Annotated in this window: 16 protein-coding genes; 6 read left to right on the top strand and 10 right to left on the bottom strand. The window is 66.4% G+C overall.

Translation table 11 applies throughout. The features are described from left to right. Nucleotides 1-12: 12 nt before the first annotated feature. Together aceF and aceE are read right to left on the bottom strand one after the other, a co-directional pair. Nucleotides 13-1617 carry a dihydrolipoyllysine-residue acetyltransferase gene (aceF, locus tag M2282_RS13065; protein WP_280809204.1) on the bottom strand — a complete coding sequence of 535 codons (1605 nt, stop codon included), beginning with the start codon at nt 1615-1617 and terminating at the stop codon, nt 13-15. A gap of 13 nt (nt 1618-1630) precedes the next feature. Beyond that, nucleotides 1631-4303, bottom strand: coding sequence for a pyruvate dehydrogenase (acetyl-transferring), homodimeric type (aceE, locus tag M2282_RS13060; protein ID WP_280809203.1), 2673 nt, complete (start codon nt 4301-4303; stop codon nt 1631-1633). Between the two features lie 340 nt (nt 4304-4643). Between aceE and M2282_RS13055 the strand changes: the two genes are divergently transcribed. Then, complete coding sequence (locus M2282_RS13055; protein ID WP_280809202.1) at nt 4644-5408, top strand: alpha/beta fold hydrolase; 765 nt, start codon at nt 4644-4646, stop codon at nt 5406-5408. Between the two features lie 61 nt (nt 5409-5469). Further along, nucleotides 5470-6915, top strand: a complete 1446-nt coding sequence (locus tag M2282_RS13050) for an HD domain-containing phosphohydrolase (RefSeq protein WP_280809201.1) — start codon at nt 5470-5472, stop codon at nt 6913-6915. Between the two features lie 280 nt (nt 6916-7195). On the opposite strand, the gene M2282_RS13045 is transcribed toward M2282_RS13050, so the two are convergent. From M2282_RS13045 to M2282_RS13035, 3 genes are all read right to left on the bottom strand, one after another. Continuing rightward, nucleotides 7196-9001 (bottom strand): cytochrome c biogenesis protein DipZ, encoded by a 1806-nt coding sequence (locus tag M2282_RS13045; protein WP_280809603.1) that lies wholly within the window; start codon nt 8999-9001, stop codon nt 7196-7198. A gap of 137 nt (nt 9002-9138) precedes the next feature. Continuing rightward, nucleotides 9139-10500: an ATP-binding protein gene (locus M2282_RS13040; protein ID WP_280809200.1), complete on the bottom strand. Its 1362-nt coding sequence runs from the start codon at nt 10498-10500 to the stop codon at nt 9139-9141. A gap of 121 nt (nt 10501-10621) precedes the next feature. After that, complete coding sequence (locus tag M2282_RS13035) at nt 10622-11038, bottom strand: organic hydroperoxide resistance protein (RefSeq protein ID WP_280809199.1); 417 nt, start codon at nt 11036-11038, stop codon at nt 10622-10624. 328 nt (nt 11039-11366) lie between these two features. Here M2282_RS13035 and M2282_RS13030 point away from each other — a divergent pair, with 328 nt between their 5' ends. Then, nucleotides 11367-12110: a response regulator gene (locus M2282_RS13030; RefSeq protein ID WP_280809198.1), complete on the top strand. Its 744-nt coding sequence runs from the start codon at nt 11367-11369 to the stop codon at nt 12108-12110. Nucleotides 12111-12123: 13 nt separating this feature from the next. On the opposite strand, the gene M2282_RS13025 is transcribed toward M2282_RS13030, so the two are convergent. Both M2282_RS13025 and M2282_RS13020 read right to left on the bottom strand, forming a co-directional pair. Then, nucleotides 12124-12252, bottom strand: coding sequence for a hypothetical protein (locus M2282_RS13025; protein WP_280809197.1), 129 nt, complete (start codon nt 12250-12252; stop codon nt 12124-12126). 1 nt (nt 12253) lies between these two features. Beyond that, nucleotides 12254-12826, bottom strand: a complete 573-nt coding sequence (locus M2282_RS13020) for a thioredoxin family protein (RefSeq protein WP_280809196.1) — start codon at nt 12824-12826, stop codon at nt 12254-12256. A gap of 219 nt (nt 12827-13045) precedes the next feature. Here M2282_RS13020 and M2282_RS13015 point away from each other — a divergent pair, with 219 nt between their 5' ends. Together M2282_RS13015 and M2282_RS13010 are read left to right on the top strand one after the other, a co-directional pair. Beyond that, nucleotides 13046-13252 carry a hypothetical protein gene (locus tag M2282_RS13015; RefSeq protein ID WP_280809195.1) on the top strand — a complete coding sequence of 69 codons (207 nt, stop codon included), beginning with the start codon at nt 13046-13048 and terminating at the stop codon, nt 13250-13252. A gap of 207 nt (nt 13253-13459) precedes the next feature. Beyond that, the gene (locus tag M2282_RS13010; protein WP_280809194.1) at nt 13460-13891 is read left to right on the top strand and encodes a hypothetical protein; all 432 of its coding nucleotides are present in this window, start codon (nt 13460-13462) and stop codon (nt 13889-13891) included. On the opposite strand, the gene M2282_RS13005 is transcribed toward M2282_RS13010, so the two are convergent. After that, entirely contained in the window at nt 13872-14795 is a 924-nt protein-coding gene (locus tag M2282_RS13005; RefSeq protein ID WP_280809193.1) for a helix-turn-helix transcriptional regulator, read from the bottom strand. The genes M2282_RS13010 and M2282_RS13005 overlap by 20 nt on opposite strands. A gap of 145 nt (nt 14796-14940) precedes the next feature. Here M2282_RS13005 and M2282_RS13000 point away from each other — a divergent pair, with 145 nt between their 5' ends. Then, nucleotides 14941-15738 carry a fumarylacetoacetate hydrolase family protein gene (locus M2282_RS13000; protein WP_280809192.1) on the top strand — a complete coding sequence of 266 codons (798 nt, stop codon included), beginning with the start codon at nt 14941-14943 and terminating at the stop codon, nt 15736-15738. 6 nt (nt 15739-15744) lie between these two features. Here M2282_RS13000 and M2282_RS12995 read toward each other — a convergent pair whose 3' ends face one another. Then, entirely contained in the window at nt 15745-16764 is a 1020-nt protein-coding gene (locus M2282_RS12995; RefSeq protein WP_432422899.1) for a TRAP transporter substrate-binding protein, read from the bottom strand. A gap of 27 nt (nt 16765-16791) precedes the next feature. Continuing rightward, the gene (locus M2282_RS12990) at nt 16792-17574 is read right to left on the bottom strand and encodes an IclR family transcriptional regulator (protein WP_280809191.1); all 783 of its coding nucleotides are present in this window, start codon (nt 17572-17574) and stop codon (nt 16792-16794) included. Nucleotides 17575-17885 lie beyond the last annotated feature (311 nt).

Below are 17885 nucleotides of genomic sequence, written 5' to 3'. Positions count from 1 at the left end.
TGGGAGCTTCCTTCAGAACAGCACGCGACGCAGGTCGGCGAGCACGTTGGCGAAATAGACGTTGAAGCGCGCGGCGGCGGCGCCGTCGATCACGCGGTGGTCCCACGAGAGGGACAGCGGCAGCGTGAGGCGCGAGCTGTAGGTCTTGCCGTCGGCCGAGTGCTGCTTCCAGTAGCTCTTGCACACGCCCATGATCGCGACCTCTGGCGCATTGATGATCGGCGTGAAGTAAATGCCGCCGATGCCGCCCAGCGAGCTGATGGTGAAGGTGCCGCCCGACATCTGGTCGGGCTTGAGCTTGCCGTCGCGCGCGAGCTTGGCGAGTTCGCCCATTTCCTTGGCGATGTCCGGCACGGTCTTCTTGTCGACGTCGCGGATCACCGGCACCATGAGCCCGTTGGGCGTGTCGGCCGCGAAGCCGATGTGCCAGTAGTTCTTGAGCACCAGTGCATCGCCATCGAGACTCGCGTTGAACTCCGGAAACTTCTTCAGCGCCGCCACGGCCGCCTTCATCATGAAGGGCAGCATGCTGATCTTCACGCCCGACTTTTCCAGCTCCTTGTTCATCTGCACGCGGAAGGGCTCCAGGTCGGTGATGTCGGCCTCGTCGTGCGTGGTCACATGCGGAATGACGACCCAGTTGCGGTGCAGGTTCGCGGCGCTGATCTTCTTGATGCGTGACAGTTCCTTTCGCTCGGTCGGGCCGAACTTGGCGAAGTCGACCTTGGGCCAGGGCAGCAGGTCGATGCCGCCGACGCCACCGCCCGCAGGGGCGGATGCGGCCTTGGATGCCGCCGGTGCGGCAGATGCGCCGCCGCCTTTAGCGAAGGCCTCGACGTCGGTGCGCACGATGCGGCCGTGGTCGCCCGTGCCCTTGACCTTGCCGAGATCGACACCGAGCTCGCGTGCAAGCTTGCGCACGGCAGGGCCGGCGTAGGCGAGTGCAAAGCCCGCTTCGACCTCCGCATTGCCGGCTGGCAGCACCGCCGCCGCGGCTTCGCTCCCTCTCCCGCTCGCGGGAGAGGGCTGGGGTGAGGGCGCGGCCGCCGCCACAGGCGCATCGCCCGTGGAAAGCGACAGGATCACCGACCCTTCACTGACCTTGTCCCCGATCTTGATGCCGATGGCCGTCACCACGCCCGACAGCGGCGCAGGCACATCCATCGTCGCCTTGTCGGATTCGAGCGAAACAATCGGGTCTTCGGCCTTCACCGTGTCGCCGACCTTCACGAAGATCTCGATGACCGGCACGTCCTTGAAGTCGCCGATGTCGGGCACGCGCACCTCGGCGATGCCGGCCGGTGCGCTGGTGGCCGACGGCGCGGCGCTCACGCTGGGCTTGGCCGCTTCGGCAGGCGCCGGGGCGGCAGCCCCGTCCTCGCCCTTGAACGTCATGATGACGCTGCCTTCGCTGACCTTGTCGCCCAGTTTCACAGAAATGGACTCCACCACGCCGCCGCGCGGCGCGGGCACCTCCATCGTCGCCTTGTCGGATTCGAGCGAGACCAGCGGGTCTTCGGCCTTCACCGTGTCTCCGGGCTTCACGAAGATCTCGATGACCGGCACATCGCTGAAATCGCCGATGTCCGGAACCTTGATGTCGATTGCGTTGCTCATGTCGGGTACTGCCTCAGACGGTCCAGGGGGCTGCGCGCTCGGCATCGAGCCCGTACTTCGCGATGGCCTCGGCCACCACGGCGTGCTTGATCACGCCGTCGTCGGCCAGTGCCTTGAGCGCGGCCACCACCACATGCCAGCGGTCCACCTCGAAGAAGCGGCGCAGCTTGCGGCGGTAGTCGCTGCGGCCGAAGCCGTCGGTGCCCAGCACCGTGTAGCGCCGGCCCGCGGCCTGCACGTACTCGCGCACCTGGTCGGCGTAGTTGCGCATGTAGTCGGTGGCCGCGATGACGGGGCCGTCGTGCCCTTCAAGGCATTGCTCGACGTGGCTCTTGCGCGCGGGCTCGGTGGGGTGCAGCCGGCTCCAGCGCTCGGCGGCCATGCCGTCGCGGCGCAGCTCGTTGTAGCTGGTGGCGCTCCACACGTCGGAGGCAATGCCGAAGTCGCTCTTGAGCAGCTCGGCCGCGAACATCACTTCGCGCAGGATGGTGCCGCTGCCCATGAGCTGTACGCGGTGGCCTTTCTTGGGTGTCTTGCCGCCGTCGCTCAATTGGTAGAGCCCCTTGAGAATCCCCGCCTCGCTGCCCTCGGGCATTCCGGGGTGGGTGTAGTTCTCGTTCATGAGGGTGATGTAGTAGTACACGTCCTCCTGCTCGGCGTACATGCGGCGCATGCCGTCGCGCACGATGGCCACCACCTCGTAGGCGAAGGTCGGGTCGTACGAGATGCAGTTCGGAATGGTGCCGGCCAGGATGTGGCTGTGGCCGTCTTCATGCTGCAGGCCTTCGCCGTTGAGCGTGGTACGCCCCGCGGTGCCGCCCAAGAGGAACCCGCGCGCCCGCATGTCGCCAGCGAGCCAGGCCAGGTCGCCCACGCGCTGCAGGCCGAACATCGAGTAGTAGATGTAGAACGGAATCATCGGCACGTTGTTCGTGCTGTACGAGGTGGCCGCGACGATCCAGCTGGACATCGCGCCGCCTTCGTTGATGCCTTCCTGCAGCACCTGTCCGTCCTTCGACTCGCGGTAGTACATGAGCTGGTCGGCGTCCTGCGGCTTGTAGAGCTGGCCGAGCGACGACCAGATGCCCAGCTGGCGGAACATGCCTTCCATGCCGAAGGTGCGCGACTCGTCGGGCACGATGGGCACCACGTGCTTGCCGATCTGCTTGTCGCGCACCAGCGTGCCGAGCATCTGCACGAAGGCCATGGTGGTGGAGATCTCGCGCTCGCCGGTGTCCTTGAGCAGGCGCTCGAAGGTGGCCAGCGGCGGAATCTCCAGCGCGGTCGACTTGCGGCGGCGCTGCGGAAGATAGCCGCCGAGCGCGGCGCGGCGCTCGCGCAGGTACTTCATCTCGGGGCTGTCTTCGGCGAGTTGGATGAAGGGCACGTTGGGCAGCTCTTCGTCGGACACCGGAATTTGGAAGCGATCGCGAAAGCCGCGCAGCGCGTCCTGCGTCATCTTCTTGGCCTGGTGCGCGATCATCTGGCCTTCGCCCGATTCGCCCATGCCGTAGCCCTTGACGGTCTTGGGCAGGATCAGCGTGGGCTGGCCCTTGTGCTTGACGGCCGCGGCGTAGGCGGCGAACACTTTCTCGGGGTCGTGGCCGCCGCGCGTGAGGCCCCAGATCTCGTCGTCGCTCATGTCGGCGACCAGCGCCCTGGTCTCGTCGTACTTGCCGAAGAAGTGCTCGCGCACGTAGGCGCCGCTCTTGCTCTTGAAGTCCTGGTACTCGCCGTCCACGCACTCTTCCATGCGCTGCAGCAGCATGCCGCTCTTGTCCCTGGCGAGCAGCGCGTCCCAGCCGCTGCCCCAGAGCACCTTGATGACGTTCCAGCCGGCCCCGCGGAACACGCTCTCCAGTTCCTGCACGATCTTGCCGTTGCCGCGCACCGGGCCGTCGAGGCGCTGCAGGTTGCAGTTGATGACGAACACGAGGTTGTCCAGGCTCTCGCGGCCCGCAAGCGAGATGGCGCCGAGCGACTCGGGCTCGTCCATCTCGCCGTCGCCCATGAAGGCCCAGACCTTGCGTGGCGCCGTGTCGGCGAGGCCCCGGCCGTGCAGGTATTTCAAGAAGCGCGCCTGGTAGATCGCCATCAGCGGACCGAGCCCCATCGACACCGTCGGGAACTGCCAGAAGTCGGGCATGAGCCACGGATGCGGGTACGACGGAATGCCGTTGCCCTCGGACTCCTGCCGGTAGTTGAGCAACTGCTGTTCGCTCAGCCGGCCTTCGAGGAAGGCGCGTGCGTAGATGCCGGGCGAGCTGTGACCCTGGATGAACAGCAGGTCGCCGCCGTGCGTGTCGGTGGCCGCGTGCCAGAAGTGGCCAAAGCCGATGTCGTAGAGCGTGGCCGCCGACTGGAAGCTCGCGATGTGGCCGCCGAGTTCCGAAGAATCCTTGTTGGCGCGCAGGATGATCGCCATCGCATTCCACCGGATGATCGAACGCAGGCGGTGCTCGATCTCGCGGTTGCCGGTGGACTTTTCTTCCTTCTCGGGCGGGATGGTGTTCTTGTAAGCCGTGTTCAGCGAACGCGGCACATACACGCCCTCGCGGCGGCCCTGGTCGACCAGGCGATTCAACAGAAAGTTCACGCGGTCGCTGCCGCGGTGCTGCTGGACGGCGCCGAGCGCATCGGTCCACTCGCCAGTTTCCGTGGGGTCAAGGTCACCCATGGTGCTCATCGGTTTGTCTCCTGTGTCGTGGCCGGAAGCCGCATCGGGCGATGCAGTCGGCTGGAGTACTGAGCAATCGATATGCCACGCGCGGCATGGGGCGCAGAGCGCACTAAGTCGTTGATTTCATGAGGATCGATACGGGTCCGTGCGGGGCCGGCCGCCGACGATCCGGATGCGATCCGGCGAGGCCGTCCGAATCGCCGGACAAGGAGCCGGGGGCAAACCCCGAGTGACAAACGCGAAAGATGGAGGGGATCGGACATTCGTCCGATGGCGCCAAAGACGGGTCGCGACGACAGTACAGGCTCTCCTTCACCACACCCCAATCTCTCTCCTCAGGACTCCCATGAAAACCGCTCAACGCTTCAAGCTCGCCGCCGCTGCCCTCGCCATCGGCCTCTCTTTCGCAACCGGCGCCGTCGCGGCCGACAAGCCCAGCGTGGTCATCGTCCACGGCGCATTCGCCGACGGCTCCGACTGGGCCAAGGTGATTCCGCTGCTGCAGGCCAAGGGCGTGAACGTGGTGGCGGTGCAGAACCCGCTGACCTCGCTCGAAGACGACGTGGCCGCCGCCAAGCGCGCCATCGATGCGCAGCCCGGCAAGGTGGTGCTGGTCGGCCACTCGTGGGGCGGCTCGGTGATCACCGAAGCCGGCGTGAACGACAAGGTGTCGTCGCTGGTGTACATCGCGGCCTTCGCGCCCGATGCGGGCCAGAACTCGGCCGAGCTCGGCAAGGACTATCCCGCAGCACCCGGCTTCGCGCACATCAAGGCCGATGCGAGCGGGTTCCTGTCGCTCACGAAGGAAGGCATGTCCAGGCACTTCGCGCAGGACCTGCCCGCCGCCGCCACCGCGGTGATGACCGCGACGCAGGGTCCGATCCTGGGCAAGTCCTTCGAGCAGAAGCTCACCGTGGCCGCGTGGAAGACCAAGCCCTCGTGGTACGTGGTCGCGAGCTCGGACCACATGATCCAGCCGGCGCTGCAGCGTGACATGGCCAAGAAGATCGGCGCGACCGTCACCACGGTCAACAGCAGCCACGTTCCGCAGCAATCGCAGCCGGCCAAGGTGGCGCAGGTGATTCTGGACGCGGTGAGCCAATCCAAGTAAGGTGCCCGGCGTGCCGGCCGCGGCCGGCACGCCTTCTTTCCTTTTCTCTTCGGTTTTTCCCGTGCAGCCTGCGCCCCATATCCCGGTCTTCGACGCCATCAAGGCCCTTGCATTCGTCGGCGACCTGAGCATGGGGCAACCCATCGACCATTCCGCACGCACCGCGTGGATCGCCTCGCAAATCGCCGCCGCCATCGGCCGCGATGCCACGGTGCAAGGCCATGCGGCCTGTGCGTCGCTGTTGCGGTGGTCGGGCTGCACCGCGAATGCGCCCGAGTTCTCCGACCTGATGGGCGATGACGTCGGCGGGCGCCGAGCGATGCTCTCGACCGCATCGGCGAGCGCAGCGGCGGAATTCGCGGGCTCGGTCGGTCCGATGGCGGAGATCCATTGCGAGGTGTCGGGCGACATCGCGCGCACGCTCGGCATGCCGCCAGAAGTGGAGCGCACGCTGCGCCACATGTTCGAAGCCTTCGACGGGCGCGGCAAGCCGCACGGGTTGCGCGCCTCGCAGATTCCCGAGGAGGTCTTCATCGTCTCGGTCGCCGGCGATCTCGAAATCTTCTCGCGCGTGCATGGCTTGAGCAATGCGCTGCGCTACATCGCCGAGCGGTCCGATGCACGCTATCCGGCCTTCGTGGTCGATGCCGTGCAGCAGCATGCGGTCGACTGGCTGCATGCGCTGGAGCAAGGCGCGGCGGCCGACATGCAGTCGCCCTCCGACGCACTGCGCGAGGCAACCGCATCGCTCGAACTGATCGCCGACGTGATCGACCTCAAGCTGCCGTGGATGACGGGCTTCTCGCGCCGCGTGGCCGATGCCGCGTTCGCTTGTGCTGCAGGCGTGGGGCTGGGCGACGTCGAACAGGGGCAGGTACGGCGCGCGGCGCTCATCCACGGCATCGGCCGCGCGTCGGTGCCGAATGCGGTGTGGGATTCGCCGGGCGTGCGCAGCGAGGCCGATAAGGAACGACTGCGCCTCGTGCCCTACTGGACGGACCGTGCGGCGCGGCGCATCGGCACGCTGCGCACCGAGGCGGAGATCGCCTCCTTCGTCGATGAACGTATCGATGGCTCCGGTTTTTTCCGTGGCATCAAGGGGCCGGCCATCGACGTCGAGGGGCGCGTGCTCGCGGTCGCCGCGCACTGGGTGCTGCTGCGCACCAGCCGGCCGGGGCAGCCCGCGCTCAGCGAGGCCGATGCGATCGCCGCGTTGAAGAACGAAGCGGAACTCGGGCGGCTCGATGCAGCGGCTGTGGCCGTGCTGACGGGGCATCCGCATGAAGCCACCACCGCGCCATCGAACGAAGCAACCGCCCTTCTCTCCAGCCGCGAGATCGAAGTGCTAGGGCGCATCAGCCTCGGAGACAGCAACAAGGAAGCGGCGCGCGTGTTGGGCATCAGCCCGAGTACGGTGCGCGCGCATCTGGAGAACATCTTTCGCAAGCTTGAATGCACAACGCGTGCTGCGGCTACCTTGAAGGCGTTGACGCTCGGGTTGCTCTGAACTGAACGCGCGCTGCTGTTCAGGGCGGGTGCACAGGCCACCGGGTACTCCCCTCCGCGAATGTCCCCCGGGCTTCCCCTCCTCCTTGATTTCGCTGCGGGGAGCACCCGATGCCCTGCGCACATGGACGCGTTGTCGGTGTGCGGCCGATCAACGACCGCTCAGAAAACGAGCGCGCCGATGGGGTGCCTTGCGCAGCGAAATCAAGGAGGAGGCCGCAGGCCGGGGGACATTCGCGGAGCAAGGTACCCCGTCGGCGTGATCGCAGCCCTGAACGGTTTCAACCGAACGTGAACGCATAAGCCTGCGCCCCACCGTCCAGAAACTCGATCTCGAACAACCGCTCCTTCTCACCCTTCGCCTGACGAACGAGCTGATAGAGCTTCTGTGCTTCGATGGTCCCGTAGCCTTGCTCATCGATGTCCGCACCGTGGTCTGCGAGCGGCGGCTTGCCATCGACGAGCACACGGAAGCGCACCGGCTTGCCATCGGCCATGCGACCGAGCACCAGGTGCAGGTCGCGCGCCTGGAAGCGGTAGGCGATGCGGCCGTTCGGCTGGTTCGACACGGCGCGCTCGGGCTCGACGGTCCAGTCGCCGGCAAGCGCCCACTGGTTCGTGCGCAGCATCGCGGGGCTTTGGTAGACATGCGCGCGGCCGCTCACGAGACCGCCGGGTGAGGCGAAACCCTGGGCGCGTTCGGCGCCTACATAAGTCTCGCCCGACATCGCGAGTTCGTCGCCCGGCGCGGCCTGCGTGCCCTCGCCCTTCGGCGCGACCACGCCGGCCGGCAGGTTGCGCTGCCCGGCTTCGGCGAGCAGTTGCTGGATGATCTGCTCGGCCTTGTCGTAGCGGTTTTCGCCGAACTGGTGATGGCGGATGCGCCCTTGCGCATCGATGAAATAGAAGGCGGGCCACGACTGGTTGTCGAAGCCGCGCCAGATCTTGAAGTCGTTGTCCAGTGCCACCGGGAAATCGATGCCGAGGTCCTTCGTGGCCTTGCGCACGTTGGCCGAACGCTTCTCGAACGCGAACTCCGGCGAGTGCACGCCGAGGACGACGAGCCCCGCGTCCTTGTACTTCTCGGCCCACGCGCGAACGTAGGGCAGCGTGCGCAGGCAGTTGATGCACGAGTAGGTCCAGAAGTCGACCAGCACGACCTTGCCGCGCAGCGCCTCGGGGGTGAGCGGCGGCGAGTTGATCCATTCGGTCGCGCCGGCGAGCGACGGGAGCTGGCCCTCGATGCCGAGCTTGCGCACGGGTGCCGGTTCCGGGAGCACGGCGGCGGTCTTGACGAAGCCGGTGTCCTGTTGCTGCGGGGCCGATTCGACCAGGGGCCTGGATGGTGGTTGCGGCTTCGGCATGTCGATCTTCTCCACGAGTGCTTTTTCGAGTGCCGAAGTGGTGCCCACCGAGAGCTGGCTGAGCACGCCTGTATCGAGCCCCAGCGCGATGGCGCCCACGCCCACCAGCACGGCCACGCCTGCCACGCGGCGCACCCATTCGCCCGTGTGCAGCGAACGCTTCATGACCGCGAACAAACGCCCGCCGAACAGCAGCGCGGCTGCCAGCGAGGTGCAAGCGCCGGCCGCATACGCGAGCAGCAGCACCGTGGTGCCGACGCTCGCGCCGTTGAGCGCCGCGCCCGTCAGGATGAGCCCGAGGATCGGACCCGCGCACGGCGCCCACAAGAGGCCCGTGCCGACGCCCAGCAGCAGTGGTGAGAACACCGAAGCTTTGGCGTTTGGGCCATCGGGCTGCGCTTCGGCCAGACGGATGCCCAGCGCCACCAGCGGCCGGCTCATGCGATCGGCCAGACTCGGGAACAGCAGCGTCACTCCGAACAGCGCGAGCATCGCGATCGCCGCATAGCGTCCGTACTCGTTGACCGTGACCACCCAGCCGCCGCCCACTGCAGCCAGCGTGGCGATGGCGGCAAAGGCCAGCGCCATGCCGGTCAGCATCGGCAGGCCGTGCGAGCGGAACGGGCGGTCGGCCCGTGCGAACACGAAGGGCAGCACCGGCAGGATGCAGGGGCTCAGGATGGTGAGCACTCCGCCGAGGTAGGCAATCAGAAGGAGCAGCAGCATGGTTCGGGTCTCGTCTGTGGTGGTCGAAGTGCATCGTCGGGGCGTGCGGGGTCTTCACGGTCTCGACGCGCGAGCCGCGGTTGCGGGAAACGGGTGGATGGAAACAGCGCCGCGGCATGCGCGGCACTGCGCCTCTAGGCGATTCGCGTGGGCATGGTCAGGCGTGCCTCCAATCCGCCTTCGGGGCGGTTCTGCAGCTTCAGCTCGGCGCCCATCGCCATCGCCAGCTGGTGCGCGATGGCCAGGCCGAGGCCGGTGCCGCCGGTGCTGCGGTTGCGCGAGCTTTCGACGCGGTAGAAGGGCTTGAGCACCGCGTCCAGCTCGTCGGGCGGAATGCCGGGGCCGTTGTCGACGACGGCGATGGCGAGCTGCCCATTGCCGGCAGTCACTCGCACGCGCACATCGCTGCCGAAGATCAGCGCGTTGTCGATCAGGTTCATGACGATGCGGCGCATCGCGTTCGGCCTGCCGACGATGGGCGCGCCCACCTTGCCTTCGAGGTGCACCGTCTTGCCGGCGTCCTCGTAGTCGGCCTGCATGCTCTCGAGCAGCGCGTCGGCGTCCATGCGCAGTGGCGGTTCGGTGGCGCCGTGCAAGGTGCGCGCATAGGTCACGCCTTCGCGCACCAGCGAATGCATCGCATCCAGGTCCTGGCGGAATTTGCCGCGGTCGTGTTCGTCGTCCATCATTTCGGTGCGAAGACGCATGCGGGTGATCGGCGTCTGCAGGTCGTGCGAGATGGCAGCGAGGATTTCCACGCGCTCGGCCATGTAGCCGCCGATGCGCTGCTGCATCGCATTGAAGGCGCGTGCGGCGTGCGCCACTTCGGTGGGGCCTTCTTCGGCGAGCTTCTGCGGCTTGAGGTCGGGGCCCAGGTCGTCGGCGGCGGCGGCCAGGTCGGCGAGCGGCCGCGTCACCAGCCGCACCGCGAACCAGGCGCAGACGGCCAGCACCATCAGCTGGATCGCCAGCACCCACATGACCCAGCGCGACACCGGCATGCCCACGCGCCGCGCATGCACGACCACCGAGGAGCCATCGGTCATCCGCACCTGGATCTCCAGGCCCTCGGGCGGCTGCGGCACCTCGCCGACCTTCACGATCTCGAAGGGGCGCATCGCCTCCACGATGGCGGTGGCGAACTGCTGCGACAGCAGCGAGCTGGGCGCCACGCCCTCGGCCATGCCGCCCAGCACGAAGCGGTAGTTGCGCCGCTCCAGTTTCTCGAGCCATGCGGGGCGTTCGGCGGCGGGCAGCCGGTCGAGGATGGCGACCGAGCTGGCGATGTCGCGCTCGATGCCGATCATCATCAGCTCGCGCATCGCCATGTCGCGCTCGTAGCGGATGGCGGCGAAGGTGAGCAGCTGGGCGATCGCCAGGCCCACCACGATGATCAGCGTCACGCGGGAGAACAGCGAGCGCGGTACCAGGCGGCGCAGGCTGCCGGCGATGTTTGCCGGGGGGTTCGCGACGACGGGGCTGGCGGGTGTGGACATGGCCTCGTTTATAGACCCCGGCCAGGCCGGAAAGCCCATCGCATGTATCGCAGTGTGTTCAGCAGCAAGCAGCGACATGGAACATTACCCGTGCAGGCCCGTCATGCGTCCGGTCTCGGGGTCAGACCACGTGGATGGTGACGTCGATGTTGCCGCGCGTGGCCTTGGAGTACGGGCAGGTCTGGTGCGCCGCATCCACCAGCGACTGGACGACCTCGCGCTCTATGCCGGGCACGCTCACGTTCAGGCGGGCCTTGAGGAAGTAGGCGCCGTCGGTGTTGGCCAAGTCCACTTCGGCGTCCACGGCCAGGTCGGCGGGCAGCTTGATCTTGAGCTTGCCGGCGGCCAGGCCCATGGCGCCGATGAAGCAGGCGGACCAGCCGGCGGCGAAGAGCTGCTCGGGGTTGGTGCCGGTGCCCGGGCCGCCGGGGGACGACAGCTTGACGTCCAGGCGGCCGTCGCTGCTGGTCGAAGCGCCGTCGCGGCCGCCGGTGGTGCGGGTCTTGCCGGTGTAGAGGATCTTTTCGGTGGAGGTCATGGTGCTTCCTTGGAGGGGTTGGTTGGGAACGACCGGATTGTTGGGCCGCTCTCGCCCTCCCGGCGCCCCTTGCGTATGCCTGTGTATCTGCCGGAGAAACCCACACAGTACGTTTCACTGACGACGCCGATCCGCCAGAACGCTCGACCCGCGCTCGACCCGGCGACGGCCGGGCCGACCCCAGGTCCCACAACGGGCCGCAAAAGGCCGCACGCAACAAACTGTCCCTCGCCCCGGCGCCGGATACTTTGGAATACAAAGCCGCTTGCAGCGGGGAACCGGCGGGATACATTCCGGCTGCGGCGCACTTCACACCCCACCCACAGCCATGACCCCAAAGACCTCCGACCACATCCTCATCGTCGACGACGACCGGGAAATCCGCGAACTGCTCACGACCTACCTGGTCAAGAACGGCCTGCGCGTGGTGGCGGTGCCCACCGGGCGGCACATGCGCGCGGCGCTGGAGGAGTCGGGCCCTTTCGACCTGATCATTCTGGACCTGATGCTGCCGGGCGAAGACGGGCTCACGCTCTGCCGCGACCTGCGCACCGGCAAGTACAAGGCCACGCCGATCCTGATGCTCACCGCGCGCAGCGAGGAGGCCGACCGCATCCTGGGCCTGGAGATGGGCGCCGACGACTACCTCGCCAAGCCTTTTTCCGCGCGCGAGCTGCTCGCGCGCATCCGCGCCGTGATGCGGCGCACGCGCATGCTGCCGCCCAACATGGGCGCGGTCGAGCCCTCGCAGAAGCTGGCCTTCGGCGACTGGCACGTGGATACGGTGGCGCGCCACCTGCTGGACGACAGCGGCACGATGGTGGCGCTGAGCGGCGCCGAGTACCGCCTGCTGCGGGTCTTCCTCGACCATCCGCAGAAGGTGCTGAGCCGCGACCAGCTGCTGAGCCTCACACAGGGCCGCGAGGCGGAACTTTTCGAGCGCTCGATCGACCTGCTCGTGAGCCGCCTGCGCCAACGCCTGCGCGACGATGCACGCGAGCCCCGCTACATCAAGACGGTGCGCAGCGAAGGCTACGTCTTCGCCTCGGCGGTCGAAGCGCGGGACGACTGAGCGTCCCGCCGCTTCATGTGCGATGGCGCTTGCGGGCGCTCACGAATTCGCGGGTGGCGATGCATTGGCAACTCACCGGGTTGCGGACCTCGTGGGCGAAGCCGCCCGCGAAGAAGAGGAGCGCGAACCAGAGCTTCTTCATTTCAGCCTCCAGCACTTGCAGCCACCGGCGACGGCTCGGCCAGCAGCGCCTGGATCTTCTTCTCGGTGGTGCCGTAGCTGCCTTCGCCGAAGTGCGAATAGACGATCTTTCCCTGCTTGTCGATCAGGTAGACGGCGGGCCAGTACTGGTTGTTGAAGGCCTTCCAGGTGCCATAGCTGTTGTCCTGCGCCACGGCGTGCTTGATCTGCAGGCGCTGGATCGCGTCCTGCACATTCTTGGTCGACTTCTCGTAGGCGAACTCCGGCGTGTGCACGCCCACGACGACGAGGCCCTTGTCCTTGTACTTCTCGTTCCACTCCTTCACATAAGGCAGGTGGTTGAGGCAGTTGATGCAGGTGTAGGTCCAGAAGTCGACGAGCACGACCTTGCCGCGCAGCTCCTGCAGCTTCAGCGGCTCGGAGTTGAGCCACTTGTCGATGTTCTGGAACTCGGGCGCCTGGGCTGCGGCGTTGGCAGCGATGTCGCCACCGCGCGGCGGCGCCGCAAAGGCGAGAACGGCCACGGAGGCGGCGACCGCCGCAATGGCGAGGACCACGTTGGATCGGATGCGCATGGTGATTTCCTTGGGTGAAAGTGAGGCGGCGTCTAAAGAACAAGCGGATTGTTCGACGCGGCCTGCCTTCCGAGCGCAGATTGCGTATGCCTCTGTGTCCGCACCGAAACCGCACACACTACGTTTCATGGCGGCGGCATCCGTCTCCGTCGCACGGTCGCCGGAAAATTTCAGACTTGGCCTACAGACACCCGATGCAAGGGCGACCATGTTGAGGCCATGACACATCCGATCGAACTCATCATCGATGAGCCGGTGCCCGGCTCGTTCGTCTGGCGGCTGCTTGAAACCGATGCGAATGGCGCGAACCCGACCGTCCTTCGCAGCGCCTTCGACCCGGCCGACAGCTACGAGGCCGCACTGGCTTCAGGGCAGCGCGCCCTGCACAGCGAGATACGCAACATCACCGCCGGCGCGGCGCACTGAAGGCCCGGCCTTCGCAATCCAGCCGCTGCTCGTTGCGGCGGAGCGGATGTGCGCGCAGGCCCAGATCTCGGTGCGTCACTCAGCGCGTCAGCATGAACTTACGGTGGGTTCGCAAGGCGTCCTACCACGCGTGCACGGCCGGTTCCTAGGATGTTTTCAGGCGCTGGACCTGAACCGACAACCAACACCGGCGTCAAGGAGATGACCATGCAAAAGTTTCTCTGGATATGCGCAACCGCGTCGTGCCTCATGGCGCTCCCGGCCCATGCGCAGACGACCCCGGCTCCGGGAGGAGCGGTGGATCCCGCCGTGGCGGAACTCAAGGCCGGCCGCGACAAGATCGCCGCCGACTACAAGGCCGACAAGGCCGCCTGCGATGCCATGAAGGACAACGCCAAGGACGTCTGCGTCGAGGAAGCCAAGGGCAAGGAAAAGATCGCCAAAGCCGAGCTCGATCAGAAGGTGCGGCCCAGCGACAGCAATGCACGCAAGGTGGCCGAGGCCAAGGTGGAAGCCGCCTATGACATCGCCAAGGAAAAGTGCGACGACCAGAAGGGCGACGCCAAGTCCGCCTGCGTGAAGCAGGCCAAGGCCGAAGAGAGCAAGGGCAAGGCTGAAATCAAGGCAATGAAGAAGTAGCCGCCGCGCCCGCATCCTGGCGGAACTGCCGCGGCGTGACGCCGATCTGCTGGCGAAAGCGCCGGCTGAAATAGTCGGCGTCGCTGAAGCCGCATTGCAGTGCGATGTCGCCGATGCGGATGCTGGAGGTCAGCAGCAGTTCCTTGGCGCGCTCCAGCCGCCGCTCGGTGACGAGTTCGGTGAAGGTGCGGTCGGTCTGCTTCTTGAGCAGGTGCGCGAGGTAGTTGGGCGAGAGCATCGCTGCAGCGGCCGCGTCGTTGAGCGAGATCTCTTCGCCGAGGTGCTCGCGCACATAGCGCATCACACGCTGCAGTGCGTCGCGCCGCGAACTGCGTCCGCTGTGGCGCGCGGCCTGTTCGAGCAGCGCCGTCTCGTGCCGCTGGCAGGCCAGCGCGATGAGCTGCAGCAGGATGCCGCGGATCGCGCCCGTGGTGGCGAAGCCGCGCTCGCGATTGAGCGCCGATAGCTCGTCGAGCCAGCGCAGGATGCGCGCGAAATCCGCTTCGTCGAAAGCAAAGTCGACGTACTCCTGGAACAGGAACGGCGCAAGCTCGGGATGGCGCGCGACGGACACCTCCTCGAGGTCGAGTGGCTCGACGGCCAGTTCGGGCCACAGAAAGCCCTGGTCGAAATTCACGATGGCGTAGCGCGCGCCGACCGGATGCGGCACCACGTGCACGCGGTACGGTAGCACGAAGCTCAGGTGCCCCGCGCGAAACGGGCGCACCGCACCGCCGATGAGCTGCTGCCCGCCGCCCTCGATGCTCACCTGGATCTGGAAATACTCGTGCCGGTGCGGCCGCGCGAGCACGTCGCGTGCACCTTCGAATCGGATGTCGAAGTCGAGATGGTTCGCTCGCTCCTGCATGCCGTAGAGGCGGGAGCTGGACTGGGGAGCCGGCATGGCGCGATGGTAACGAGAGCGGCGCAGGCTTCGGGAGACGTGTTGGCTGCGTCCTGTTTTTGCGTAGATGCGTGCGGCGTGGCGACGGCGTGCGATCCCAGAATCGATCACTCGCTTTCAGACACAACCAGAAGGAGACAGATCCATGTCCAGTTCATCGTCACGCCGCGGCCTACTGGCCGGCTCGGCCGCCATGGCCACAGGCGCCATCGCCGGCTGCGCGCTGCCCGCGGGCGCCGCACGCACGGCGCCCACGCCCTTCGACGTCGCCGTATCGACCGTGCCGATCGTCGGCAGCGAGCAGGTGTACCCGGTGCGCCGCATCTACTGCATCGGCCGCAACTACGCTGCGCATGCGCGCGAGATGGGCTCGGACCCGACGCGCGAGCCGCCCTTCTTCTTCCAGAAGCCGGCCGATGCGATCCAGGTCGTGACGCCCGGCAAGGTGGCCGACCATCCCTATCCCACGCTCACGAAGAACTACCACTACGAAGTGGAGCTGGTGGTCGCGCTCGCCAAGGGCGGCAAGAACATTCCGGCGAGCAGCGCACTCGCCCATGTGTACGGCTACTCGCTCGGCCTGGACATGACGCGCCGCGACCTGCAGCGCGAGATGGGCGACCAGAAGAAACCGTGGGAAATCGGCAAGAGCTTCGACCACTCGGCGCCCATCGGGCCGATCCATCCGGTGGCGAAGGTTGGCCATTTCGCCGATGGTGCGATCTGGCTCAAGGTGAATGGTGAAACGAAACAGAACGCCACGCTCAAGTACATGATCTGGTCGGTGGCCGAGCAGATCAGCCGCCTGTCGCAGGCCTTCGAGCTGATGCCCGGCGACATCATCTATTCGGGCACGCCCGAGAACGTGGGGCCGGTGGTGCGCGGGGATCTGATCGAGATCCACATCGACGGGTTGCCGAACCTGTCGGTGCGGATCGTCTGAGCAGGCTTACTTGCGCGCCTTCTCGATCTCGGCCATCAGCTCCTTGACGGTGGCCTCGCCCACCGAGGCCGAGTACTTGTCGATGACGGGCTTGACCTTCGCGCGCAGCTTGGCCATTTCTTCGGGCGGCAATTCGGAGACGGTCATGCCCGCCTTCTTGAGCGCATCGAGCGCGCTGTCGGCCGCGCCGCGCGAGGCCTGGCGCTGGAACGCGGTCGATTCGGTGGCGGCGTCGTCGATGATCTTTTTCTCTTCCGCGCTCATGCCGTCCCAGGTCTTCTTGCTGATCAGGAGCGCCTGCGGGTTGTAGATGTGGCGCGTCTGGGTGATGTACTTCTGTACCTCGGCGAACTTGGACGAGAGGATCGTCGTGTTCGGGTTCTCCTGCCCGTCGACCGCCTTCTGGTCGAGCGCCGGATAGAGCTCGGGGAACGGCAGCGGCGTGGCGTTGGCGCCCAGCGCGCTGAAGAGATCGATGTAAATCGGCGATTGAATGACGCGGATCTTCAGCCCCGCGATGTCGTCTGCCTTCACGATCGGCCGCTTGCTGTTGGTGAGGTTGCGAAAGCCCAGGTCCCAGTAGCCCAGGCCGTGCAGGCCCTTGTCTTCGAGCCTGGCCATCAGCTTCTGGCCGAAGGGGCCGTCGGTGACGGCATCGGCTTCCTTGCCGCTGTTGAATAGAAACGGAAAGTCGTAGGCCGCGAATTCCTTCACCTGCGCTGAGAGGATGCCGGCGTTGAGCACGGTGATCTCGACCGTGCCGCCCTGCAATGCGGACACCGTCTGCAGGTCGCCGCCAAGAGAGCCGCCCGCAAACAGCTTCACCGTGATTTTGCCGCCGGACTTGGCCGCCACGATATCCGCGAATTTCTGCGCGCCCTGCGCCTGCGGATGGCCAGTCTGGTTCTGGAACGCGAACTTGAGCGTGCGCTCCTTGACCTGCGCGAACGCGCCGCCGGTGGCGAATGCGGCAGCGGCCGCGACGGCGGCCAGCATCGCGAGCTTGCGAATCGAATCTCTCTTCATGGCTTGTCTCCTTTTATGTGAGCCGGTCTAGGCTCTTTTCTTGAACAACGCCGATGCGCCGCTGGCACGCGCGACGTCTTCGGCGGTCTGAAGAAGCGCCGGTCCCAGCGCCTCCATTCGCTGCGGCGTCAGGCGGATCAGCGGGCCCGCGATGGTGACGACGCCGATGGCCGTGCCATCGGCGCCGAGCACCGGCGCGGCCATGGCCGTCATGCCTGGCGCGAACACTTCGTTGATCATGCTGAAGCCGCGCTGGTGCGCGGCCTTCACATAGGCCATCACGGCCTTGATGGAGGTGGGCGCCTTGGGGCCGTAGTCCTGCGGCGTGCCCAGTCCCTTCTTCGCGACGAGCACGGTGGCGGCGTCCTCGCTCATCGTTGAGAGCCACGCGTGGCCGGCCGCGCTGCACGAGAGGTTGACCGACAGGCCCATGTCCGGGTCGTAGCGCAGGCCGCGCGTGGCGCCCTGTGCCTTGGCGACGAAGGTCAGCTCGTCGCCATCGACCACGGCCAGGCGCACCAGTTCGCCCGAGGTCGAGGCAAGCTGGTCGAGCAAAGGCTGTGCGATGTCCACGATGCCCGAGCGGCTCAGGAACGACAGGCTGATCGAGACGAGCTTGATGGTCAGCACATAGTGGCCATCGCGCGGGTCCTGCCGCACGTAGCCGCAGCGGATCAGCTCCGTGAGCAGGCGGTGCGACGCGCTCAGCGGAATTTCCAATTCGCCTGCCAATGTCGAGAGCGCACAGCCCTCCGGATGTTCGGCCAGGTGTTCCAGCACCTTGAAGCTGCGTTCCAGTATCCCGCTCATATCGCTCTTTCGAATTTCGTTTGACAGACGCCGGTGATCTTGCCCGGCGGAGCGTAACAGATAGAGGGAAGGGATTTCCATAGTGGAAACGCTTTCCAACCAAATCCATAATCGCGCCCAGTCCGGTTTTTCAATCTCTTCCCGAGGATCTTTTGTGAAACTTCTTCGTACGCTTGCCATCGCCAGCTTCTGCGTCGGCCTCGCCGCCCCGACCATGGCGCAACAGGAGCGCGTGATCCGCTTCGGCCACCTGAACAACGCCGACCACCCCGTGAGCTTCGGCGTCAAGCGATTCGCGGAACTGCTCTCGG

The sequence above is a fragment of the Variovorax boronicumulans genome, assembly GCF_029892485.1.
Lineage (GTDB): Bacteria > Pseudomonadota > Gammaproteobacteria > Burkholderiales > Burkholderiaceae_C > Variovorax > Variovorax boronicumulans_B.
Note: the sequence above shows the minus strand (reverse complement) of the source record. Positions and strands in the feature narration are given on the sequence as shown.